General features: G+C 53.7%; 23 protein-coding genes. 13 read left to right on the top strand and 10 right to left on the bottom strand.

What is annotated here, in order from left to right:
* Positions 1-436: 436 nt before the first annotated feature.
* Complete coding sequence (locus E6C74_RS19800; RefSeq protein WP_136487774.1) at positions 437-985, top strand: gamma carbonic anhydrase family protein; 549 nt, start codon at positions 437-439, stop codon at positions 983-985.
* On the opposite strand, the gene E6C74_RS19795 is transcribed toward E6C74_RS19800, so the two are convergent.
* The 4 genes from E6C74_RS19795 to E6C74_RS19780 form a co-directional block, all read right to left on the bottom strand.
* On the bottom strand, positions 978-1,244 hold the full coding sequence (locus tag E6C74_RS19795; protein WP_136487773.1) for a DUF1488 domain-containing protein: 267 nt from the start codon (positions 1,242-1,244) through the stop codon (positions 978-980). The genes E6C74_RS19800 and E6C74_RS19795 overlap by 8 nt on opposite strands.
* Before the next feature lies 1 nt (position 1,245).
* Positions 1,246-2,076 carry a shikimate dehydrogenase gene (gene aroE / locus E6C74_RS19790; RefSeq protein ID WP_136487772.1) on the bottom strand — a complete coding sequence of 277 codons (831 nt, stop codon included), beginning with the start codon at positions 2,074-2,076 and terminating at the stop codon, positions 1,246-1,248.
* 83 nt (positions 2,077-2,159) lie between these two features.
* A complete protein-coding gene (hemF, locus tag E6C74_RS19785) occupies positions 2,160-3,074 on the bottom strand; it encodes an oxygen-dependent coproporphyrinogen oxidase (RefSeq protein WP_136487771.1) in 915 nt (304 codons plus the stop codon).
* A 15-nt stretch (positions 3,075-3,089) separates the two neighbouring features.
* Positions 3,090-3,647 carry an L-threonylcarbamoyladenylate synthase gene (locus E6C74_RS19780; RefSeq protein ID WP_136487770.1) on the bottom strand — a complete coding sequence of 186 codons (558 nt, stop codon included), beginning with the start codon at positions 3,645-3,647 and terminating at the stop codon, positions 3,090-3,092.
* A 226-nt stretch (positions 3,648-3,873) separates the two neighbouring features.
* On the opposite strand from E6C74_RS19780, the gene purE reads away from it, so the two are divergent.
* On the top strand, positions 3,874-4,359 hold the full coding sequence (gene purE, locus E6C74_RS19775; RefSeq protein WP_136487769.1) for a 5-(carboxyamino)imidazole ribonucleotide mutase: 486 nt from the start codon (positions 3,874-3,876) through the stop codon (positions 4,357-4,359).
* A gap of 4 nt (positions 4,360-4,363) precedes the next feature.
* A complete protein-coding gene (locus E6C74_RS19770) occupies positions 4,364-5,500 on the top strand; it encodes a 5-(carboxyamino)imidazole ribonucleotide synthase (RefSeq protein ID WP_136487768.1) in 1,137 nt (378 codons plus the stop codon).
* 64 nt (positions 5,501-5,564) lie between these two features.
* Here E6C74_RS19770 and E6C74_RS19765 read toward each other — a convergent pair whose 3' ends face one another.
* Genes E6C74_RS19765 through E6C74_RS19750 form a run of 4 tightly spaced genes read right to left on the bottom strand, consistent with a single transcriptional unit; the run spans position 5,565 to position 8,574 of the window.
* Entirely contained in the window at positions 5,565-6,152 is a 588-nt protein-coding gene (locus E6C74_RS19765) for a type I DNA topoisomerase (protein WP_136487767.1), read from the bottom strand.
* Positions 6,153-6,192: 40 nt separating this feature from the next.
* Complete coding sequence (locus tag E6C74_RS19760) at positions 6,193-6,669, bottom strand: DUF494 family protein (protein ID WP_136487766.1); 477 nt, start codon at positions 6,667-6,669, stop codon at positions 6,193-6,195.
* A 2-nt stretch (positions 6,670-6,671) separates the two neighbouring features.
* Complete coding sequence (gene dprA, locus E6C74_RS19755; RefSeq protein WP_136487765.1) at positions 6,672-7,805, bottom strand: DNA-processing protein DprA; 1,134 nt, start codon at positions 7,803-7,805, stop codon at positions 6,672-6,674.
* Complete coding sequence (locus E6C74_RS19750) at positions 7,792-8,574, bottom strand: hypothetical protein (RefSeq protein WP_136487764.1); 783 nt, start codon at positions 8,572-8,574, stop codon at positions 7,792-7,794. Before E6C74_RS19750 ends, dprA begins: the two co-directional genes overlap by 14 nt.
* 138 nt (positions 8,575-8,712) lie before the next feature.
* On the opposite strand from E6C74_RS19750, the gene def reads away from it, so the two are divergent.
* The 6 genes from def to E6C74_RS19720 all read left to right on the top strand — a co-directional run bounded on the left by def (position 8,713) and on the right by E6C74_RS19720 (position 15,079).
* Positions 8,713-9,225 carry a peptide deformylase gene (gene def, locus E6C74_RS19745; RefSeq protein WP_136487763.1) on the top strand — a complete coding sequence of 171 codons (513 nt, stop codon included), beginning with the start codon at positions 8,713-8,715 and terminating at the stop codon, positions 9,223-9,225.
* A 15-nt stretch (positions 9,226-9,240) separates the two neighbouring features.
* Complete coding sequence (gene fmt / locus E6C74_RS19740; RefSeq protein WP_136487762.1) at positions 9,241-10,188, top strand: methionyl-tRNA formyltransferase; 948 nt, start codon at positions 9,241-9,243, stop codon at positions 10,186-10,188.
* 69 nt (positions 10,189-10,257) lie between these two features.
* Positions 10,258-11,553 carry a 16S rRNA (cytosine(967)-C(5))-methyltransferase RsmB gene (gene rsmB / locus E6C74_RS19735; RefSeq protein ID WP_136487761.1) on the top strand — a complete coding sequence of 432 codons (1,296 nt, stop codon included), beginning with the start codon at positions 10,258-10,260 and terminating at the stop codon, positions 11,551-11,553.
* A gap of 62 nt (positions 11,554-11,615) precedes the next feature.
* Positions 11,616-12,992, top strand: a complete 1,377-nt coding sequence (gene trkA, locus E6C74_RS19730; RefSeq protein WP_136487760.1) for a Trk system potassium transporter TrkA — start codon at positions 11,616-11,618, stop codon at positions 12,990-12,992.
* Positions 12,993-13,004: 12 nt separating this feature from the next.
* Positions 13,005-14,450 carry a TrkH family potassium uptake protein gene (locus E6C74_RS19725; RefSeq protein WP_136487759.1) on the top strand — a complete coding sequence of 482 codons (1,446 nt, stop codon included), beginning with the start codon at positions 13,005-13,007 and terminating at the stop codon, positions 14,448-14,450.
* Between the two features lie 5 nt (positions 14,451-14,455).
* Positions 14,456-15,079 (top strand): DUF3157 family protein, encoded by a 624-nt coding sequence (locus tag E6C74_RS19720; RefSeq protein ID WP_346762940.1) that lies wholly within the window; start codon positions 14,456-14,458, stop codon positions 15,077-15,079.
* A 156-nt stretch (positions 15,080-15,235) separates the two neighbouring features.
* Here E6C74_RS19720 and E6C74_RS19715 read toward each other — a convergent pair whose 3' ends face one another.
* Entirely contained in the window at positions 15,236-15,880 is a 645-nt protein-coding gene (locus E6C74_RS19715) for a hemolysin III family protein (RefSeq protein ID WP_136487758.1), read from the bottom strand.
* Between the two features lie 71 nt (positions 15,881-15,951).
* Positions 15,952-16,743 (bottom strand): sporulation protein, encoded by a 792-nt coding sequence (locus E6C74_RS19710; RefSeq protein WP_136487757.1) that lies wholly within the window; start codon positions 16,741-16,743, stop codon positions 15,952-15,954.
* A gap of 683 nt (positions 16,744-17,426) precedes the next feature.
* Here E6C74_RS19710 and E6C74_RS19700 point away from each other — a divergent pair.
* From E6C74_RS19700 to E6C74_RS19685, 4 genes are all read left to right on the top strand, one after another.
* Positions 17,427-17,693, top strand: coding sequence for a YihD family protein (locus E6C74_RS19700; RefSeq protein WP_168797067.1), 267 nt, complete (start codon positions 17,427-17,429; stop codon positions 17,691-17,693).
* Between the two features lie 249 nt (positions 17,694-17,942).
* The gene (ccoG, locus tag E6C74_RS19695) at positions 17,943-19,367 is read left to right on the top strand and encodes a cytochrome c oxidase accessory protein CcoG (protein ID WP_136487754.1); all 1,425 of its coding nucleotides are present in this window, start codon (positions 17,943-17,945) and stop codon (positions 19,365-19,367) included.
* Between the two features lie 59 nt (positions 19,368-19,426).
* Positions 19,427-20,413: a serine/threonine protein kinase gene (locus E6C74_RS19690; RefSeq protein ID WP_136487753.1), complete on the top strand. Its 987-nt coding sequence runs from the start codon at positions 19,427-19,429 to the stop codon at positions 20,411-20,413.
* A gap of 32 nt (positions 20,414-20,445) precedes the next feature.
* Positions 20,446-21,045, top strand: coding sequence for a thiol:disulfide interchange protein DsbA/DsbL (locus E6C74_RS19685; protein WP_136487752.1), 600 nt, complete (start codon positions 20,446-20,448; stop codon positions 21,043-21,045).
* Positions 21,046-21,166 lie beyond the last annotated feature (121 nt).

Below are 21,166 nucleotides of genomic sequence, written 5' to 3'. Positions count from 1 at the left end.
TTGCTCATTCAAATTGGTCACTCAGTTCATTGATACCTAAGTTGATTCTTTAGAATCATCTTCGATTATCATCAACGAGTGCCCACACAGATTGATAGGTTTATATTGTTAAAGAGCTTCTCTTCCGACTGCAGTGACTGAGTCACCGTGGAAGAGGCGGCCATTTTAGCGAGATAAATTTTGGTGTCAAACACTTTTTAAATTTATTTTCGCAAGCTTTTCAGCTTTTAAAATGAACCTGACTGACTGCTTGGTTTCTTGCGAAGCTTTGCCGTGTCAGCGAGGGGGCATTATAGAGATCGCGCTCACGTTGGCAAGGGCTTTTTATCGTTTTTTCCGTTTTTTTTGTCGTTTGACGTTTTTTTACTCACAAAGGGCTATTTCTTACACTCTTTCACTTCTAAACTGGCCTTTACAGCCTAAATAAGGAGGCGTCATGAGCGCAATTCGTAGTTATAAAGGAATCATTCCCCAATTGGGTGAGCGGGTTTATGTCGATAGCAGCGCCATCATTGTCGGCGATATCACCTTAGGTGACGACGCCAGTGTCTGGCCACTGGTCGCGGCGCGCGGCGATGTGAACCATATACAGATCGGCGCGCGTTCCAATATTCAGGACGGCAGCGTACTGCATGTGACCCATAAAAACGCGGAGAACCCGGATGGCTATCCGCTTTTGATTGGTGATGATGTGACTGTCGGCCATAAAGTGATGCTGCACGGCTGCACTATAGGCGACCGGGTACTGGTCGGTATGGGGGCGATTATCTTAGACGGCGTGGTAGTAGAAAGCGATGTCATGATCGGGGCCGGTAGTCTGGTACCACCAGGCAAAGTCTTACAAAGTGGCTATTTATATGTCGGCAGCCCGGTTAAACAAGCCCGCGCACTGACCGACAAAGAGAAGGCATTTTTAGTCAAATCTGCCCAAAACTATGTGCAGAACAAAAATGACTATATGAATGAAGTCGAAGTCGTCAGCTGACGACTTCAATTTGTCCGTACTGATTGAAGGCTTCATCTTCAATCAGTGCCTCAGCGCTCTCTTCAAGATCAAAGCGCCACTCGGCAAATGTATCCAGCGCTTGCTGGCTACCCTCAACTACCCGGCCGCTTAAACGACTCAGTTCAGTTAATGGCACCACACATTCGATCAGGGCTCCGGACTGCTGAGCCGGAAAAACCACCGCCTGCAGCACTTCATCCCAACGTTGTATATCAGGAAATAAAATTGACTGATTCATTTTACGCTTCCAGGTTGTTACGTAACTCGCGCAGAATTTGCTTTGTGCCGGGACGTAAACCACGCCATAACATAAAGCTCTCCGCCGCCTGGCCAACCAGCATACCCAGCCCGTCGTAGACATGAGCAGCACCGTTGTCCAGTGCCCATTGGTTAAAGACGGTCAGTCCTTTGCCATACATCATGTCATACGCCACGCTGTGCGAACCGAAGATCGCACCACTGACCTCAGGCAGTTTGCCTTCCAGACTGGCCGAGGTGGAGTTGATTACCACATCGTAACCGCTGGCGACCTGATCCATCGCTACCGCCTGCACCCGCTCATCACTGGCAAAATTCGCCACCAGCTGCTCAGCTTTACTCAACGTCCGGTTAGTCACAGTAATAGAACGAGGATTTTTATCCAGCAAAGGTTTGATCACCCCGCGTGCGGCACCGCCGGCACCAATCAGTAAAATATTGGTATCCTGCAGTACCACCTGGTGCAACATCAGATCCTGAACCAGACCTTCACCATCGGTGTTGTCACCGAGAATAATGCCGTCGTCGAGCTTTTTCAGCGTATTGACCGCTCCTGCCAGACGGGCACGCTCAGTGAGCCGGGTGGCAAACTGAAACGCCTCTTCTTTAAAAGGGACAGTCACATTACAGCCTTTTCCACCAGTGGCGAAAAACTGTGTGGCTGCCGTGACAAAACCATCGACCGGTGCAAGCTGCGCCGTGTATGTCATCGACTGGTTAGTCTGACGGGCAAACAGAGTATGTATAAAAGGGGATTTGCTGTGCCCAATAGGGTTGCCGAACACTGCATAATGATCGTTTTGAAAAGCCATATCCATGCCTGAATTATTTTTGCCTGAATCCTGAATAGAAAATAGGGTCGCTGATGCGACCCTACCACCGACACGAAATTCTGTCACCACTCGCGCGGTACTAAAAACTCACCCAGTTGTGCCTCGGCGCTGCCTTCCTGAGGCTGATAGCGATATTCCCAGCGAGCCAGAGGAGGCATCGACATCAGAATCGACTCAGTACGGCCTCCTGACTGCAGGCCAAACAAGGTGCCGCGGTCAAAGACCAGATTGAATTCGACGTAACGGCCGCGACGATAGAGCTGGAAGTCACGCTCACGCTCGCCGTAGGGTGTCTGCTTACGACGTTCAACAATCGGCAAATAGGCCTGGGTATAGCCTTTTCCCACTGCTTTAATGTAATCGAAGCACTGCGCGAAACTCCACTGATTCAGATCATCGAAAAACAGGCCGCCAATGCCACGCGTCTCTTCACGGTGCGGCAGGTAGAAATAGTCATCACACCAGGCTTTATGCTCACGATAGACATCCGGACCAAATGGCTGACACAGATCCTTTGCCGTCTGGTGCCAGTGCTGACAATCTTGTTCAAACGGATAAAACGGCGTTAAGTCAAAGCCACCACCAAACCACCAGATCGGTGCTTCACCCTCTTTTTCGGCGATAAAGAAACGCACATTAGCATGCGAAGTCGGCACATAAGGGTTGTTAGGATGCATCACCAGTGACACCCCCATGGCCTCAAAGCAACGCCCGGCCAGTTCAGGACGATGCGCCGTCGCAGAGGCCGGCATCTGTTGACCCGCAACATGAGAAAAGTTCACACCGCCCTGCTCAAACACCTGACCATTGCGCATCACCCGGGTACGGCCACCACCGCCCAGACGTTCACCCGGCTCACGCTGCCAGGCATCTTCTTCAAATCGGGCCGCGCCATCGACGGCTTCGAGCTGCTGACAGATAGAGTCCTGTAATTCGAGCAGGAACTGTTTGACCGCTTCTTTATCTATACTCGGCATGGTGGTGTCCTTGTGTTAACCCTGTCTTAAGACCTGAAGTGTTTTCGCGTCACGAATTTCGCTTGGCTTGTTCCGTCCGCCGGTTTCACCGTGCAGAATCGCTACCAGCTTGTCGCCTAGTTGCTGCTCGACTTCTGCCGTAGTCATACATGGTGGCAGCCCGGACAAGTTAGCACTGGTTGACGTCAGCGGTTTGCCGTACGCCTGGCACAGCTGCTGTACCAGCGGATGATCAGTCACCCGTACCGCGATGGTGTCGAACTGGCCGCTGACCCAGGATGAGACCCGCTCACTGGCCGGCATGATCCAGGTCACCGGACCGGGCCAGGTTGACTGAACCCGCTCCAGCTGTTCAGCAGTCAGCTGCGATTCATCAATATAAGGCAGCAACTGCTGATAAGAAGCCGCAATCAGAATCAGACCTTTTTCCACCGGGCGCTGCTTGAGCTGCAGCAGTTTTTCAATCGCCTGCGGGTTATCCGGATCGCAACCGACCCCGAATACGCCTTCGGTCGGATAAGCAATCACTTCACCAGACTGCAATGCCTGCAGTGTATGTTCGAAATTATTCACCTGAGATTCCTACTATTTAGCTGACTTGTACTTGCCAGGCTCTGTTGACCTGCTCTGTATTTGCCGCTTAGTGTACAAATTATCCGGCGTGACAGCTAAATCTAATTATGGCTAATTTAGCGGTCGGGAAACACCCCATCAGCGCAAACGTTTGCTTGCGAGAAAAATCTTCGTATAATGCGCCAACGATCGCTCACCCAAATTAAAACGCTTGAAGGAGTTTGAGATGAAAGTCGGCATTATCATGGGATCAAAATCGGATTGGCCAACCATGAAGCTAGCAGCAGAGATGCTGGATCAGTTTGGTGTTCCTTACGAAACAAAAGTGGTTTCAGCGCACCGTACCCCTCAACTTCTGGCCGATTATGCCTCAAGCGCAAAAGAGCGTGGCCTGAAAGTCATTATTGCCGGCGCAGGCGGCGCGGCTCATCTGCCGGGTATGGCAGCAGCCTTTACCAGCCTGCCAGTCCTTGGCGTACCAGTACAGTCGCGTGCTCTGTCGGGCATCGATTCACTGTACTCTATCGTACAAATGCCAAAAGGTGTTGCGGTAGGCACCCTGGCCATCGGTGAAGCCGGTGCGGCGAACGCCGGTCTGTTGGCAGCGCAAATCCTCGGCACGCAGGATGAAACCATCATGGCCAAGGTAGAAGCGTTCCGTGCCGCGCAAACCGAAACCGTGCTGGCTAACCCGAATCCGGCTGAGGAGTAATCCTATGCACGTTCTGGTATTAGGTTCCGGCCAGCTGGCGCGCATGATGTCGCTGGCAGGCGCGCCACTCAATATTGGCATTAGCGCTTTTGATGTGACCAGCGCTAATGTGGTGCATCCGCTCACCCAGGCTGTGGTCGGTCACGGCCTGGAGCAGGCAATTGAACAAGCGGATGTGATCACCGCAGAATTCGAACATATCCCACATGACGTGCTGGCCGTATGCGAGCGCAGCGGGAAATTCCTGCCCAGCACACAAGCCATCAAAGCCGGTGGCGATCGCCGGCTAGAAAAAGCCCTGCTGGATAATGCCGGTGTCCGTAACGCCAAATACGCGGTGATTAACAACCGGGCCGATTTTGATGCAGCGATCGAAAAAATCGGCATTCCTATGGTACTGAAAAGTGCGCTGGGTGGTTACGATGGCAAAGGCCAGTGGCGTCTTAAACAAGCGGCTGATGCCGATGCAATCTGGACTGAAATGGCACAATGTATCGCTGCGTCAGACAACCAGGCGATTGTCGCTGAGCAATTTGTCCCGTTTGACCGCGAGGTTTCCCTGGTGGGTGCGCGTGGCAGCAATGGCGAAATCGCGGTGTATCCGCTGGCGGAAAACGTCCATGTTAACGGCGTACTCAGCCTGTCGACCGCGATTGATGCGCCGCAGTTACAACAACAAGCGAAACAGATGTTCAGCGCAGTGGCAGACAGCCTGGATTACGTCGGCGTACTGGCACTGGAGTTCTTTGATGTGCAGGGCGAACTGCTGGTCAATGAAATTGCGCCGCGTGTGCATAACTCTGGTCACTGGACCCAGCAGGGTGCAGAAACCTGTCAGTTTGAAAATCATCTGCGCGCGGTATGCGGCCTGCCTCTGGGCAGCACCAAGCTGATCCGTGAAACCGCCATGATCAACATCCTGGGTGAAGATACTCTGCCAACACAATTGCTGGCGATGGAAGGTTGCCATATTCACTGGTACGGCAAAGAAAAACGTCCGGGGCGTAAAATGGGCCATATCAACGTGACGGCCGACTACAGCGGTGAGCTGCAGCGCAAGCTGTGTGAACTGGCCACAGTGCTCGACGCCGATGCCTTCCCTGCCGTACAGGAAGTAGCACGTCAGATTCAGCCACAATAATTGCCGCTGAATCGAAACCGCAACGGCGCCCTGAGGCGCCGTTTTTTATTGTGCAGATTACAGATTATTGCGCCGGTGACGAATCACTGCTCTGCGTATGGCCGCATTTTCGGGCCGCACACTGATAACGGGTACCGCTGGCGAGCTTCTTCTCGATCAGCAAGCCAAAACCACACGCTTCACACTGCCCGGCCACCGGTGGCAGGTTAACGGCAAACTTACACTTAGGGTAAGCATCACAAGCAAAAAAGGTTTTACCAAATCGGGTTTTACGTTCAACCAGATGACCGGTTGCACACTCAGGACAAGCCAGAGCCTGCCGCTGTGGAGAGGCGTCTGCCGGCTGGTCCGGCGATTCAATATGGTGACAAGCCGGGTAATGACTGCAACCGATAAACATGCCGTAGCGTCCCTGGCGTAAAACCAGCTCATGCCCGCATTCCGGACAAGGCACACCGAGCTCTTTGATGATGTGACCATCGTTGTGATGAAGTGGTTTGATATAGTCGCAGGCCGGATACTGGCTGCAGCCCAGAAAAGGGCCGTGTTTGCCATGGCGAAGCGCAAGCGCCCCGCCACATTGAGGACAAGGTTCGTGATTCAGGGCCTGCTCATGGGCCGAGAACAACTGGTGATCGATTTTACTGCTCATAACCGCGCTACTGTGGAAACTCTGATCGGTTCAGAGGGGATTAATGCAGGATACCCTGCTCTTTGCTGTACAGCAGCTCTTCCATTAGCGTATACGCATTTTCATTGCCCGGCACATTAAACAGCACCATGAGGATGATCCATTTCAGGTCATCCAGTTCAAACTCATTGGTTTCCAGCCCCATGACCCGATCAATCACCATCTCGCGCGTTTCCGTCGTCAGCACCTTAAGCTGCTCGAGGAACATCAGAAAACCGCGTGATTCACGATCGAGGCGTTCCATCTCCTGCGCCGCATAAATACGCACCGACGTTGGCGAACTGGTTGCAATTGCCGATTGCGCATCAGTCTGCTGCAACGCGGCCAGCTCTTCCAACCAGTGAAGGGCTTTATAGATGTCTTTCTGGTGAAATCCGGCCCGAACCAGTTCTTCTTCCAGTTCGTCTTGGTCCACTTGCAACTCTGCATCGCTATGGATATACGTTTCAAACAGATACATCAAAATATCCATCATCATAGCTAGCCCCTCCCCTTTCGAATATAGCCACCGGAAACTGCAACAACATGCCCTGAAAGTTCAAGCTCCAGGAGCTGCGTCATGACATCCTGGACAGGTATATGGGTCCTGCTTGCAAGAATATCAACTGGTGTAGCTTCTTCCCCTACGTTAGCTAACAGCTCGGGAAATGGCAATTGTTCTTGCTGATTTGGGTGAGAAAAAAGTTCAGACTGCGCCGTTTGCTGCGACTTAAGTGACCAATCGAGCAAATTCGCGACTTCATCGAGGATCTGCCCGACATTCTGCACCAGACAAGCCCCCTGGCGAATCAACTGATTACTGCCGGTACTGTGCGCGTTGTGAATTGAACCGGGAATGACAAAGACATCGCGGTTCTGCTCACTGGCATAACGCGCGGTGATAAGGGAACCACTTTTTTCCGCCGCTTCCACCACCAACACCCCGAGCGACAAGCCGCTGATAATCCGGTTGCGACGCGGGAAGTGTTCAGCCCGTGCCCGGGCAGAGGGCCGAAACTCGGAAACCAAGGCGCCTTGTTCGGCAATTCGCCCGGCCAGGCGACGATGGCGGGCCGGATAAATATGCTCTAAACCGCAGCCGAGCACGGCCACGCTGTCGCCACCGCCATTCAATGCGCCGTCATGGGCATAGCCGTCAATCCCGAGCGCCAGGCCACTGGTGACCACCAACCCCTGCTCGGCCAGTTGGGCACCGAACTGGGCCGCGATCTCCAGCCCGCCACTGCTGGCATTACGGCTGCCGACAATTGCGATCTGCGGTTGCAGCAGCACACCGGCATCACCTTCGATAAACAGCACAGGCGGCGCAGCCGCAATTTCACTGAGCAAGGGCGGATACGTGGCGCAGCGGGCGGTGATAATCGCGCGCTGCGATGACTGCTCACGCCAGTACAGGCACGCCTCCACATCCTTTGTGGCCTGACTGCGCAGATAAGCAAGCTGACTGGCATTCAGGCCGGGGCCCATCCCCCTTTTTTGAATATCACGCAACTGGACACTGAGCGCATCACGCGCCGCTAAACGCTGCACGGCACGCAGACCAAAGCCGGGCACAAAAGCAAAGGCCAGCCAGGCTTGGAACTCTTCCTCATTCCACTCTTCATGGTGACTCATTCAACACACTCCCGCTCACTGCGTCTGTGTCGTCAGACAGCGCACGCAGTACCACTTTATTATCAATCACCTGACTGCTGGCGGTTATCCGCGCCAGGCTCAAGCCAGGGTACACCAGCTCAACCACCAGGCGGCCAACCGCTAAATCCGCCATCAGGGCGCCGGAGGCAATCTCAGCGCCCGGTGCCGCGCGCTGAAACAGTGCAAAACGTTGACCGGCCACCAGCTTGTCCTCGGCACCTTTATCCAGTACCAGCCAGTCATTCCGCACCGCGTAGTGCAGACCTTGCGGGGTGCCCAGGATAGAGACTGTGATCGGTTCGGGATGCTTGGTGGAAAAGCGGATGTCCGCCAGCCTTACGGCCGGCAAAGCGATATCCCGGGGACGAATTTCCTGGATCTGGCTGGTCACTTGCAACGTGCTGTGCGCGCCATCGCTGGCCGTCAGCGAGGCGCGAGCGACCAACCTCAGTGCCTGCATGGATTGCTGGCGTGGAGAGAACAGAGCCAACGGGCGGTAGATCCCCCACCTTTGTTCGGTATGCGCTCCGCTGATGTATATCGGCTGCGGCTGAATGAGATAAGCGCGCGGCAGCGAAGTACCCAGGACACGGCTTACCTTTGCTAACGCGGTCTGGTCGAGCAGACGCATCTCGGGCAGAACCGGCCCGGACTCACTCAGCCCGGGGGCCGCGACTGACACACCAGGCAGGGAAAAGTAACAGAGCAGGGCAAAAACAGAGCTAAAACGACACAGCAGTCTCAACATGAGCGTTTTTTCCGGAGCAGACTAGGGACCAGGATCTGGAGAAATCACGCAGGATGCTGTCATTTAGGTCATAAAATGTCTAGAATTGAGCCAACAAGCGTTTAGCTGATTCGGCACAGTTCAATTTTTCGAGTGTATATGTCTGTATTACAAGTATTAACATTCCCGGATGATCGTCTTCGCACCGTTGCCAAGCCGGTTGAGAAAGTCACCCCTGAGATTCAGAAAATCGTCGATGACATGATTGATACCATGTACGACGAGGAAGGTATCGGTCTGGCCGCGACCCAGGTCGATGTGCACCAGCGCATCGTCGTGATCGACATTTCTGACACCCGCGATCAGCCGATGGTGCTGATTAATCCTGAAATTCTGGAAAAACGCGGGGAAGACGGCATTGAAGAAGGCTGTCTGTCTGTACCTGGCGCGCGCGCCCTGGTGCCACGCGCAGCGGAAGTGACCGTCAAAGCACTCAACCGTGATGGTGACGAGTACACCTTTGAAGCGGACGACCTGCTGGCCATTTGTGTGCAGCACGAGCTCGACCATCTGGAAGGTAAGTTGTTTGTCGACTACCTGTCGCCGCTCAAACGTAAGCGCATCAAAGAGAAGCTGGAAAAAATCAAACGCTTCAACGAGAAAAATCAATAATTTAGTGAGGTTACCTTGAGCCAATCATTACGTATTGTGTTTGCAGGTACTCCGGATTTCGCCGCCCGTCACCTGGCGGCGTTATTGTCTTCGGAGCACGAAGTGATCGCGGTGTACACTCAGCCGGATCGCCCGGCCGGACGCGGTAAGAAACTGACCGCCAGCCCGGTAAAACATATCGCCCTTGAGCATAATATTCCGGTCTATCAGCCGGAAAACTTCAAATCGGATCAAGCCAAGCAGCAATTAGCCGAGCTCAATGCCGATCTGATGGTGGTGGTCGCTTATGGCCTGCTGCTGCCAAAATCCGTGCTGGATACGCCAAAACAGGGCTGTATCAACGTGCACGGTTCCATCCTGCCACGCTGGCGTGGCGCGGCACCCATCCAGCGCTCTATCTGGGCCGGTGATGCTGAAACCGGCGTGACCATCATGCAGATGGATGTCGGCCTGGATACCGGTGATATGCTGAAAATTGCCACCCTGCCGATTGAAACGACCGATACCAGTGCTTCCATGTATGACAAACTGGCTGATCTTGGTCCGCAGGCTCTGATTGACTGCCTGGCCGACATCAAGGCCGGTCAGGCCGTGCCTGTCAAACAAGATGATGAGCTGGCTAACTACGCCAAGAAACTGAGTAAAGAAGAAGCCCGCATTAACTGGCAGGACAGCGCCGAGCATATCGAGCGCTGCGTACGTGCTTTCAATCCATGGCCAATGAGCCACTTTGAAGCCGCGGACAACAGCATCAAAGTATGGAAAAGTTGTGTTGCGGATCAAAGCACTGACCAGCCAGCCGGAACGATAATTCAGGCGGATAAAACCGGTATCTATGTGGCAACCGGTTCTGGCGTGCTGGTGTTGGAGCAACTGCAAATCCCGGGCAAAAAAGCGCTGCCGGTGCAGGACATTCTCAATGCCAGAGCTGACTGGTTCCAGGTTGGAACACAACTGAGCTAAGCTTTGGTTACCATCACAGTACATTAACCGGGGACAGAGATGTCCCCATTGAATTTTAAGGGTTTCACCATGAATGTTCGCGCTGCGGCTGCCAACGTCCTTTTCCAGGTGGTCGACAAAGGTCAATCACTTTCCCACGCTCTTCCTGCGGCTCAAAAAACAATACGTCCGAGAGATCACGCCCTGTTGCAGGAAATCTGCTACGGCGCGCTGCGTTATTTACCGCGTCTGGAGTCGATTGCCAATGAACTGATGGATAACCCGCTCAAAGGTAAAAAGCGCGTCTTCCACCATCTGATCCTGGTCGGTATTTACCAGCTCAGCTTTATGCGTATTCCCTCTCACGCAGCGGTAGCCGAAACGGTCGAAGGGACCAAAACCCTGCGTGGTACTAACCTGAGCGGCCTGATCAATGCCGTACTGCGCAGCTATCTGCGTAACCAGGAAGAGCTGGACGCCGTGGCAGTCAGTCACAATGCCGGTAAATACGGTCATCCGAGCTGGATTCTGAAACTATTACAGGAAAGCTACCCGCAGCAGTGGGAAGCCATTATTGAAGCCAACAACAGCAAGGCGCCGATGTGGCTGCGTGTCAACCGCCAGCACCATACCCGGGCTGAGTACCAGCAGTTGCTCGATGCAGCTGAGATCAGCTACACCCTGCACCCAGAGGCCGCGGATGCGATCAAACTCGATGCACCGTGCGATGTCACCCTGCTGCCTGGCTTTGAGAAAGGCTGGGTTTCAGTGCAGGATGCTGCCGCGCAGTTAGCGGTTGATTATCTGACCCCACAGGAAGATGAGCTGATCCTCGATTGCTGCGCCGCGCCGGGCGGCAAAACCGCACATATTCTGGAGCACACCGAGAATACCGAAGTGGTCGCATTAGACAGCGATCCGACCCGCCTCAACCGGGTACACGATAATCTGCAGCGCCTGCAACTGCGCGCTGATGTCATCTGTGGCGATGCCCGCTACCCGCAACAGTGGTGGCCGGGAGCGCAGTTTGACCGCATCCTGCTCGACGCACCGTGTTCAGCCACCGGCGTTATCCGCCGCCATCCGGACATCAAATGGTTACGCCGCGCCAATGATATCGAAGCATTAGCGGAGCTACAGCGCGAAATTCTCGATGCGATGTGGCAACAGCTTAAGCCGGGTGGTACTTTGGTGTACGCAACCTGTTCAATTACCCCGCAAGAAAACGTACTGCAGGTCAAAGACTTCCTGCTCCGTACCGCGGATGCGCAATTGCAAGGCTCAGATCCTGAGCAGCCGGGACGTCAGATCCTGCCGGGTGAAGAGGACATGGACGGCTTCTACTACGCCGTGATCCGCAAAAGCGTGACGCCTGCTCAGGCATAAAGGACGAGACCGGGGCAGCCGACAGGCTGCCTTTGGCGTGTAATCACAAGAGACATTTAGGTATGAAAATCATCATTCTTGGCGCAGGTCAGGTCGGCGGTACGCTGGCGGAAAACCTGGTTGGTGAAAACAACGACATCACCATCGTCGATAAAAGCAGCGAGCGATTGCGCGGCCTGCAGGATAAATATGATTTACGGGTGGTCAATGGCCACGCCAGTCACCCGGACGTACTGCGCGAAGCAGGGGCTCAGGATGCCGACATGCTGGTCGCGGTGACCAATACCGACGAAACCAATATGGCCGCCTGCCAGGTGGCCTTTACTCTGTTTAATACACCCAACCGTATCGCCCGCATCCGCTCGCCGGAATATCTGGCTGAAAAAGAAGCCCTGTTCCAGTCCGGCGCCGTTCCGGTCGACCATCTGATTGCCCCGGAAGAGCTGGTCACCAGCTACATTGAACGCCTGGTGCAATACCCGGGCGCGCTGCAGGTGGTGAGCTTTGCCGAAGAGAAAGTCAGCCTGGTCGCAGTCAAAGCCTATTACGGCGGCCCACTGGTTGGTAACGCCCTGTCCGCCCTGCGCGAGCATATGCCGCACATCGATACCCGAGTGGCGGCGATTTTCCGTCAGGGACGGCCAATCCGCCCGCAGGGCACCACCATTATCGAAGCCGATGATGAAGTGTTCTTCGTTGCCGCCAGCAACCACATCCGCTCAGTGATGAGTGAGCTGCAGCGCCTTGAAAAACCGTATCGCCGCATCATGATTGTCGGTGGCGGTAACATCGGTGCCAGCCTGGCCAAACGCCTCGAACACAGCTACAGCGTCAAGCTGATTGAACGCAATTATCAGCGCGCCGAACAGCTGTCGGAACAGCTGGAAAACAGCATTGTCTTCTGCGGCGATGCCGCCGATCAGGAGCTGCTGACCGAAGAGAATATCGATCAGGTCGATGTGTTTATCGCCCTGACCAACGAAGATGAAACCAACATCATGTCAGCCATGCTGGCCAAACGCATGGGTGCCAAAAAAGTGATGGTGCTTATCCAGCGCGGCGCTTATGTCGACCTGGTGCAGGGCGGCGTGATTGACGTGGCGATTTCACCGCAGCAGGCGACCATTTCAGCCCTGCTAACCCACGTACGCCGCGCTGATATCGTGAACGTGTCTTCACTGCGCCGCGGTGCAGCCGAAGCAATTGAAGCGATTGCCCATGGTGACGAAACCACCTCCAAAGTGGTCGGCCGCGCGGTCGGTGATATTCGCCTGCCGCCGGGCACCACCATTGGTGCGATTGTGCGTGGTGAAGAGGTCCTGATTGCCCACGACCGCACTGTAATTGAACAAGATGATCACGTGGTGATGTTTCTGGTTGATAAAAAATACGTGCCCGACGTGGAAGCTCTGTTCCAACCCAGCCCGTTTTTCTTATAGGTATACGGCGTCATGCTCAATTTACGCCCGATAATGTTCGTGATCGGCCTGGTTTTGTCCAAACTGGCGCTGTTCATGTACGTCCCCACTCTGGTGGCTTTTTTTACCGGTACCGGTGGCTTTCTCGACTTTGCCAAGGCGGTGATCATCACCCATGTGGCCGCGTTCCTGTGCCTGACGCTGGGACGCACTGCCGATTTTCGCCTCAGTGTGCGTGACATGTTTCTGATCACCAGTCTGGTGTGGACCATCGCCAGCGCGTTTGCCGCCCTGCCGTTCGTGTTCATTAACCACATCAGCTTCACTGACGCCTATTTTGAAACCATGTCCGGCATTACCACCACCGGCTCAACCGTACTGAGCGGCTTAGACGACATGGCACCCAGCATTCTGTTGTGGCGCTCGATTCTACAGTGGCTGGGCGGGGTTGGCTTTATCGTGATGGCGGTAGCGGTGCTGCCGATGCTTAACGTCGGTGGTATGCGCCTGTTCCAGACCGAATCCTCCGACTGGTCGGATAAAAGCAGTCCGCGCGCCAAAACCGTAGCTAAAAACATTGTGATTGTTTATCTGGTGCTGACCGGCTTGTGTATTCTCGGCTATATGCTGACCGGGATGGGCATGTTTGACGCCATCAACCATGCCTTTACCACCTTATCGACGGGCGGCTACTCCACTTCCGATGGCTCAATGAACCACTTCTCGCACGGTTCACACTGGGTCGCGACCCTGTTTATGTTCCTCGGCGGCTTACCGTTCCTGCTGTTTGTGACCGCACTGCGTAAACGTCAGCCACAGGAGCTGCTGCAGGATGCCCAGGTTCGTGGCTTCTTTGTGCTGTTTGTCGTTGCCAGCCTGATTGTCGCGGCCTGGTTGCACTGGCATAACGGCTACAGCATACTTGATGCGCTGCGGGTCTCAATGTTTAACATCGTTTCCGTAGTGACCACTACAGGTTTTGGCCTGGATGATTTCACCGCCTGGGGCGCACTGCCAAGCACCCTGTTTGCCTTCCTGATGATGGCGGGAGCCTGCTCCGGCTCAACTGCCGGCGGGATTAAGATTTTCCGTTTTCAGATCTGTTTTACCCTGCTTAATAACCAGATGATGCGCCTTGTTCATCCGTCCGGTGTATTCGTGCAGCGCTATAATCAACGCCCGGTTAACGAAGATATCGTGCGCTCCGTCGTGGCATTCGGCCTGACGTTTGTGATTACTATTGTCCTGATTGCCGGCACATTGTCGGCGATGGGACTGGATACCATTACCAGTATTTCCGGCGCAGTCACTGCGGTGGCCAACGTCGGTCCGGGCATGGGTAGTGTGATTGGCCCGACCGGTAATTTTGCTTCCCTGTCTGACGGTGCGAAGTGGATTTTAAGTTTTGGTATGCTGATGGGACGCCTGGAAATCCTCACCATTCTGGTGCTGTTTTTCCCTGCGTTCTGGAAACGTTGAGGATAATGATGAAATACCTGCAGACTCTGTTAGCGACCGCTTGTGTCGCCGCGCTGACAGCGCCAGTCGTTCAGGCTGCGCAAAGAGTGACTCTGGATGACGGTCGCCAGGTCGAACTGAATGACGACTTCACCTGGCACTATGTACAGCCGGCCGCGCCAGCAAAACCAAAACCTGCGGCCGAAAACCGTACCGAAACCAGTCCGGTCACCACGGCAGCACCAGCCGCAGCAGCGGCCCCGCTCATCGCCGCACCGCTGGTACCACGCCAGCACGGCACTCTGGTTGAAGTAGGCAGCACCAAACCGACGCTGCAACTGAGCCAGTCCGGCGTGGATATCGTGCTCGGCAGCGCCCGTTACGAAGACGGACACCTGATCATACCGACCGCGATCACTAACCAAAGCCTGCAGTCGGTGATCAGCATTGCACTCAATGTTGAACTGATGGACGAACAGGGCAAGGTACTGAATCACGACAGCGCAACCATCTGGCAGTCAATCAAGCGCATGGCGGAAACTTATCTGCGCCCGCAGACCGCAGTAGCCGGTAAAGAACTTAAGCTGGCAACTGACCAGGCCGAACGTTACCAGATCCGGGTTAGCGTCGAAAATCTGCAAACCCGCTAGTCGATCGCCGGGCAGCGTATTCCCGGACGGGACAGCCAAAACAAAAGCACTCCACAACCGGAGTGCTTTTTTGTTGGTTATCACCCACAATGCTGAGTGCAGCTGATCGATCACCACTCTACCATAGTGATATCAATGACATCAGGTCAATATCCGTTACACCGGATCGATATACAGATAAATCGCCATAAAATGACACGCACAGCCACCGAGCACAAAACCGTGCCAGATGGCGTGGTTATACGGAATGCGCTGCGCGACATAAAAAATCACCCCCAGTGAATACACCACACCACCCAGCGCCAGCAACGTCAGGCCACCGATATCGAGATTCAGCGCCAACTGATAAATCACCACCAGCGACAGCCAACCCATCGCCAGATAAGTCACCAGCGACAACTTCTCAAAACGGTAAATGAACGCCACCTTAAATAAGATACCAAGCAGGGCAATCGACCAGATCACTATCATCAGGCTGATCGCCAGCGGGGTGCGCAGGCTGACCAGCAAAAAAGGCGTGTAACTACCGGCAATCAGCAGGTAGATAGCACAGTGGTCGAAGGTTTTCAGCCAGCGTTTAGCACGCTGATGAGGAATGGCATGGTACAGGGTGGAGGCCAGAAACAGCGCTATCATACTGCCGCCGTAAACGCTCATACTGGTGATGGTCAGCGCATCTGCGCTGTGGGCAAACGCTTTGAGCAGCAGCAGCACTAAACCGACAATCCCTAAAATCAGGCCAATGCCGTGGCTGATGGCATTGGCCACTTCCTCTTTGACACTGTAATCACTCACTGACATATATCAATCCATACTAAAGAATTCACATCCAGTATGGCACATTGAGCGAACATGTGTAAGCCAGAATCGTGTCAGGAAGAGGTATCGAGAAAATCAACAATCTGCTGACCGGCCCTCTCCGGCGGGGTATCGGCCGCAATGGTGAGCTGACGTTTCAGCTCTCCGCGCCCGAGCAGACTGGCCAGCATGCCGCGCGCACCGCGCTGAAAACGATCAATCTCGAACCACATCTGCAGCTTATCCGCATCGCGGTAAGCCACAATCTCCAGCTCGCGCCAGCGGCCGTGAAACGGGCCATCAGTTGGCACAAATTCAAACTCCTGCACAAACGGCAGCGCGAAGCCTTGCGCTGCTTCACACTCAACCTGACGCAGGCGCAGGCCCTGCTCTTCCAGTGCGGTAAAAATACCATCCATCAAGGGATCGGGACGCACAGTGAGAATATCCTTGTCAGCCGGGTCGAGCGCCATGGCAATATCAAGGCCCGTCTCAAGCCATACTTTGGCATCCCCAATGGTGACCGGTGTATGCCATGGCACATCCAGCTCGACTTCAAAATCACGCGTTTCACCACTGGCGATGGTAAATGCATACGGCAGCGACCAGCTGGCCAGGACATAAGTCTGAGCGATGCGGCGGGTCTGACTATCCGCTTGCTCCCCCTGCCCGCTGTGCACCTCTTCGATATAACGGCAACATAATTTCAGCTCGATATTATCGATCGCCTGCTCGGTGGCACCGCCATAGACGTGAATCGTCACTTTGACTTTGTGGCCGGGAAACAGCGTCTCCTGTTGCAGGACTGAATCGACTTTCGCGGATCCGATACCGAAACTGGCGAGGGTTTTCTTCAGAAACGACATACGTACCTCCTGTTGATGAACTCCCAGTGTAAAGCGGAAAAGATCCCGATCACAATGGGACTTTCATACTATTGCTCACACTCTTACCGAAAGGCTGCCCCTCAGCGATGCAAAAAAATTGTGTAGAATCTCTGCTCAACTATCGACCAAATCCTGGCATGGTGCTACTCTATTTTCGATATGCATGCATATCGTTATTCCTGAGCAAAGATTTGGATTGGCGAGTGCCAGAAGAGCGCCCCTTCTGCCCCGGCGGAAGTTCAGCTCATCCTTGTTCAGGCCATTTGACCGGCAATGGATATGCCTGACCGTTAGGTTAATAATGCGCCCAACATCCGTCAGGTTTTCGCACACGAATACCAGTGCAATGCGCCGTCGTAGTGGTTTTACTGCTGCGCCGGTTGCGAAAAAAGTCGCGCCCGCTCCAACTCTTGTCGAGAAAAATGCAGCTTCTGCATCGCCGGAAACAAAAGTGGTTAAGGCCGCTTAAATAGAAAAGCGCAGTTTTCACTGCGCTTTTTTCTTTTCCGTTTCCCTACACCGTTCACCACTCACTTATAACGAGTGGTTTGCGCGTAACGCTTGTATTTGTACATATCGATTGTCTTTACACATATCAATTGTATTCCCGCCCTGTTTTGATAACTTAGCTGCATACCATTACAAAAAATATGGAGAAAGCCATGCAATGCCATCGTATTGAAGAACTGCTGCAATTGCTTGAGCCCGAGTGGCAAAAAGAGTCTGATTTCAACCTGGTGGCCTTTATCGCCAAACTGGCGGCAGAAGCGGGCTATCAGGGACAGCTACAGGATTTGACCGATGATGTGCTGATTTACCATCTCAAAATGCGCAACAGCAGCAAAGACGAAGTAATACCGGGCATCAAGAAGGATTACGAGCCGGATTTTAAAACCGCCATATTGCGCGCACGCGGCATCATCGACTAAGCGACCCTCTCATCCCCAGGAGCGGCCCACGGCCGCTCTTCTTTTTGCATCCGTTTTGTTGTTAAAGATTGATAGCGGTAAAAAAAGCCTGGCTGAATTGACGCTATAATCACCAGATTACATAGAAAAGAGCCTCTCCAACCCGGTTGCCCGAGCAATCAGTGTTGGTGAACAGCGATGAGCCCGCTGCAATGTCAAAACAGAGTGCGAACGACAGAAATCGCACCCGCTGCCCAAAAGGATAGTTTGATGAGTAAGGATAAGATTGACGTCAAAGACGTCACTCCGAAAGTCTTTAACCCCAAAACCCACAAAGGTCAGGAAGGAGACCGTTTCAATCCGGGTAACCGCATTTACGTGCGTGAAAGCAAAGGCGTCTATCAGCAACTGCGCCGTTACGGCGGCTGGTTTTTGTTGCTGTTATTCGGCCTGGTGCCCTGGATCTCTTACGGTGAACGCCAGGCGATTTTGCTCGATATCGGTAATCAGCAGTTTAACTTTTTTGGTACCACCCTTTACCCGCAGGATCTCACCCTGCTCGCCCTGCTGTTTATGATCGCCGCCTTTGGCCTGTTCTTTATTACCACCTTTTTAGGCCGGGTGTGGTGTGGCTATCTGTGTCCGCAAACCGTATGGACCTTTATGTACATCTGGTTTGAGGAAAAACTGGAAGGCAGCGCCAACAAACGGCGTAAGCAGGACAGCGGCAAACTGAATGCGAATCTCGCTGTGCGCAAAACCGCCAAGCACTTTGCCTGGCTGGCAATTGCCCTGCTGACCGGTTTTACCTTTGTCGGCTATTTTGTTCCGGTGCGCGCGCTGGTGATCGATTTCTTCACCCTCAATGCCAGCTTCTGGCCGGTATTCTGGGTGCTGTTTTTTGCCGCCTGCACTTACGGTAACGCGGGCTGGATGCGCTCTATCATGTGTATCCACATGTGCCCTTATGCCCGCTTTCAGTCTGCGATGTTCGATAAAGACACCTTTATTGTCGGCTATGACGCCAAGCGCGGTGAGCAGCGCGGCCCGCGGCCGCGTAAAGCCGACCCGAAGGCGCTCGGTCTGGGTGACTGTATCGACTGCGACCTGTGTGTCCAGGTTTGTCCGACCGGGATTGATATTCGCGACGGGCTGCAATATGAATGCATTAACTGCGGCGCCTGCATCGATGCCTGTGACACCACCATGGAACGCATGGGCTATCCGAAAGGACTGATCAGCTACACCACAGAACACCGTCTGTCCGGCAAACATACCAAGGTGATGCGGCCAAAACTGCTCGGCTACGGTGCGGTAATGCTGCTGATGATCGGTCTGTTTGTTGCTCAGGTGGCGAGTGTCGATCCGGCCGGACTAAGCGTAATTCGCGATCGCAATCAGCTGTTTCGCACCAACAGTGCCGGTGAAGTCGAAAATACCTATACCCTTAAAATCATTAACAAAACCCAGAAGACTCACACCTATCGTCTCGATGTGTCCGGTCTGAATGATGTCACCTGGTACGGCAAGCAGACGGTGCAGGTTCAGCCCGGTGAAGTGCTCAATCTGCCGATGAGTCTGGGCATCAAAGCGGAAAATCTCAGTTCTCCGGTCGCGACAATTCAGTTTATACTGACCGAAGACAGTCAACAATTCACGCTGCAGGTAGAAAGCCGCTTTATCAAAAAGTTATAGCTGCATTTTCCCGCCGCAACAGATGGCAAAGGGCTCAGTAATGAGCCCTTTTTATAACCATGACACAAGCAAGCTTCCATTTTGACGCCCTGACTCCGGACCTGATGTGGTACGCGCTGGAAAGTATCGGCGTGCGCGCCGAGTCCGGCTTTCTGGCGCTGAACAGTTACGAAAACCGGGTCTACCAATTCACCGATGAAGAACGACGCCGCTTTGTGGTTAAGTTTTACCGTCCGCAACGCTGGAGCGTGGAGCAGATTCAGGAAGAACACGATTTTGCCCTGCAACTGGCTGAAGCCGAAATTCCGCTGGCCGCACCGCTGGTGATTAACGGTATGACCTTGCACCACTATCAGGGCTATCACTTTGCCCTGTTCAACAGTGTCGGCGGTCGCCAGTTCGAAGTCGATAACCAAGAACAGCTGGAGTGGGTCGGACGTTTTCTCGGCCGTATCCACAAAGTCGGCGCCAGCCAGACCTTCCGCCATCGTCCGACCATCGGCCTGGACGAATATCTCTATCAACCGCGTACCCTGCTGCAACAGTCACAATGTATACCGGCCCACCTGGAAACCAGCTTCTTCAATGATCTCGACTTGCTGATCACGCGTATCGAACAACACTGGCAACCCGACTACCGCTCGATTCGTCTGCATGGCGACTGCCATCCGGGTAATATTCTGTGGCGTGACGGGCCGATGTTTGTCGACCTTGATGACGCACGCAACGGTCCGGCGGTGCAGGATTTGTGGATGTTACTCAGTGGCGAGCGGCAGGAAAAACTGCTGCAACTGGATATTGTGCTTGAAGGCTACCAGGAGTTCTGCGATTTTAACCACAGTCAGTTGAAACTAATCGAGCCCCTGCGTGGTCTACGAATGGTGCACTATATGGCGTGGTTGGCAAAGCGCTGGCAGGATCCGGCCTTTCCATTGGCCTTCCCCTGGTTCAATGACCCGAAATACTGGGAGAGTCAGGTACTGGCATTTAAAGAACAACTCGCCGCATTGGAAGAGCCGGCGCTCTCTCTGATGCCACAATGGTAAATTGCAATTCAATAAGAATCATGGAGTCACGAATGAAAAAGCTGTTTGCACTGGTTGCAACCCTGATGTTAAGCCTGTCAGCACATGCTGCACAGTTCAAAGAAGGTGTGCATTACAAAGTGCTGGACCTGGAACCTTCGAGCAAACCGAGCGTAGTCGAATATTTCTCATTTTACTGCCCGCACTGTAATGCGTTCGAACCGATTGTAAAACAATTGCAGGCCGGCCTGCCCGAAGGCGTGAAACTGCAAAAGAACCATGTCTCTTTCATGGGTGGCAACATGGGCCAGTCAATGAGCAAAGCTTACGCGACCATGGTCTCTCTGGGCGTGGAAAACACAATGATTCCGGTCATGTTTAACCGCATCCATAACCTGCGCAAACCACCAAAAGACGACGCTGAGCTACGCCAGATCTTCACTGATGAAGGCATCAGCGGCGAGAAATTTGATGCAGCGTTCAACGGCTTTGCGGTTGACTCTATGGTGCGTCGTTTTGATAAACAGTTCCAGGCCAGCGGCCTGCGCGGGGTACCGTCAGTTGTAGTCAACAACCACTATCTGGTTCAGGCTCAGGACATCAAAACCGTTGATGAGTACATCGAACTGGTCAACTTCCTGCTGGCGAAATAACCTGCTGACAAAATAAATGGTGGCCCGCACGGGCGGGGGACACCCGATACACAAAAGGGAGCTGCGGCTCCCTTTTTTGACTCTGTTGCTAAAGGTTAATCTTACTACCCTGAATGCCAGA

Source organism: Vibrio sp. H11, from assembly GCF_004804295.1.
In the GTDB taxonomy this organism is placed as follows: domain Bacteria; phylum Pseudomonadota; class Gammaproteobacteria; order Enterobacterales; family Vibrionaceae; genus Vibrio; species Vibrio ostreae.
The sequence above is the reverse complement of the archived record's forward strand: the minus strand, read 5'-3'. Positions and strand labels throughout refer to the sequence as shown.

Coding starts and splice junctions, on each gene's coding strand:
- E6C74_RS19800 (WP_136487774.1), top strand. CDS start 437: ATGAGCGCAATTCGTAGTTATAAAGGAATCATTCCCCAATTGGGTGAG.
- E6C74_RS19795 (WP_136487773.1), bottom strand. CDS start 1,244: ATGAATCAGTCAATTTTATTTCCTGATATACAACGTTGGGATGAAGTG.
- aroE (WP_136487772.1), bottom strand. CDS start 2,076: ATGGCTTTTCAAAACGATCATTATGCAGTGTTCGGCAACCCTATTGGG.
- hemF (WP_136487771.1), bottom strand. CDS start 3,074: ATGCCGAGTATAGATAAAGAAGCGGTCAAACAGTTCCTGCTCGAATTA.
- purE (WP_136487769.1), top strand. CDS start 3,874: ATGAAAGTCGGCATTATCATGGGATCAAAATCGGATTGGCCAACCATG.
- E6C74_RS19770 (WP_136487768.1), top strand. CDS start 4,364: ATGCACGTTCTGGTATTAGGTTCCGGCCAGCTGGCGCGCATGATGTCG.
- E6C74_RS19765 (WP_136487767.1), bottom strand. CDS start 6,152: ATGAGCAGTAAAATCGATCACCAGTTGTTCTCGGCCCATGAGCAGGCC.
- E6C74_RS19760 (WP_136487766.1), bottom strand. CDS start 6,669: ATGATGATGGATATTTTGATGTATCTGTTTGAAACGTATATCCATAGC.
- dprA (WP_136487765.1), bottom strand. CDS start 7,805: ATGAGTCACCATGAAGAGTGGAATGAGGAAGAGTTCCAAGCCTGGCTG.
- E6C74_RS19750 (WP_136487764.1), bottom strand. CDS start 8,574: ATGTTGAGACTGCTGTGTCGTTTTAGCTCTGTTTTTGCCCTGCTCTGT.
- def (WP_136487763.1), top strand. CDS start 8,713: ATGTCTGTATTACAAGTATTAACATTCCCGGATGATCGTCTTCGCACC.
- rsmB (WP_136487761.1), top strand. CDS start 10,258: ATGAATGTTCGCGCTGCGGCTGCCAACGTCCTTTTCCAGGTGGTCGAC.
- trkA (WP_136487760.1), top strand. CDS start 11,616: ATGAAAATCATCATTCTTGGCGCAGGTCAGGTCGGCGGTACGCTGGCG.
- E6C74_RS19725 (WP_136487759.1), top strand. CDS start 13,005: ATGCTCAATTTACGCCCGATAATGTTCGTGATCGGCCTGGTTTTGTCC.
- E6C74_RS19720 (WP_346762940.1), top strand. CDS start 14,456: ATGATGAAATACCTGCAGACTCTGTTAGCGACCGCTTGTGTCGCCGCG.
- E6C74_RS19715 (WP_136487758.1), bottom strand. CDS start 15,880: ATGTCAGTGAGTGATTACAGTGTCAAAGAGGAAGTGGCCAATGCCATC.
- E6C74_RS19710 (WP_136487757.1), bottom strand. CDS start 16,743: ATGTCGTTTCTGAAGAAAACCCTCGCCAGTTTCGGTATCGGATCCGCG.
- E6C74_RS19700 (WP_168797067.1), top strand. CDS start 17,427: ATGCAATGCCATCGTATTGAAGAACTGCTGCAATTGCTTGAGCCCGAG.
- ccoG (WP_136487754.1), top strand. CDS start 17,943: ATGAGTAAGGATAAGATTGACGTCAAAGACGTCACTCCGAAAGTCTTT.
- E6C74_RS19690 (WP_136487753.1), top strand. CDS start 19,427: ATGACACAAGCAAGCTTCCATTTTGACGCCCTGACTCCGGACCTGATG.
- E6C74_RS19685 (WP_136487752.1), top strand. CDS start 20,446: ATGAAAAAGCTGTTTGCACTGGTTGCAACCCTGATGTTAAGCCTGTCA.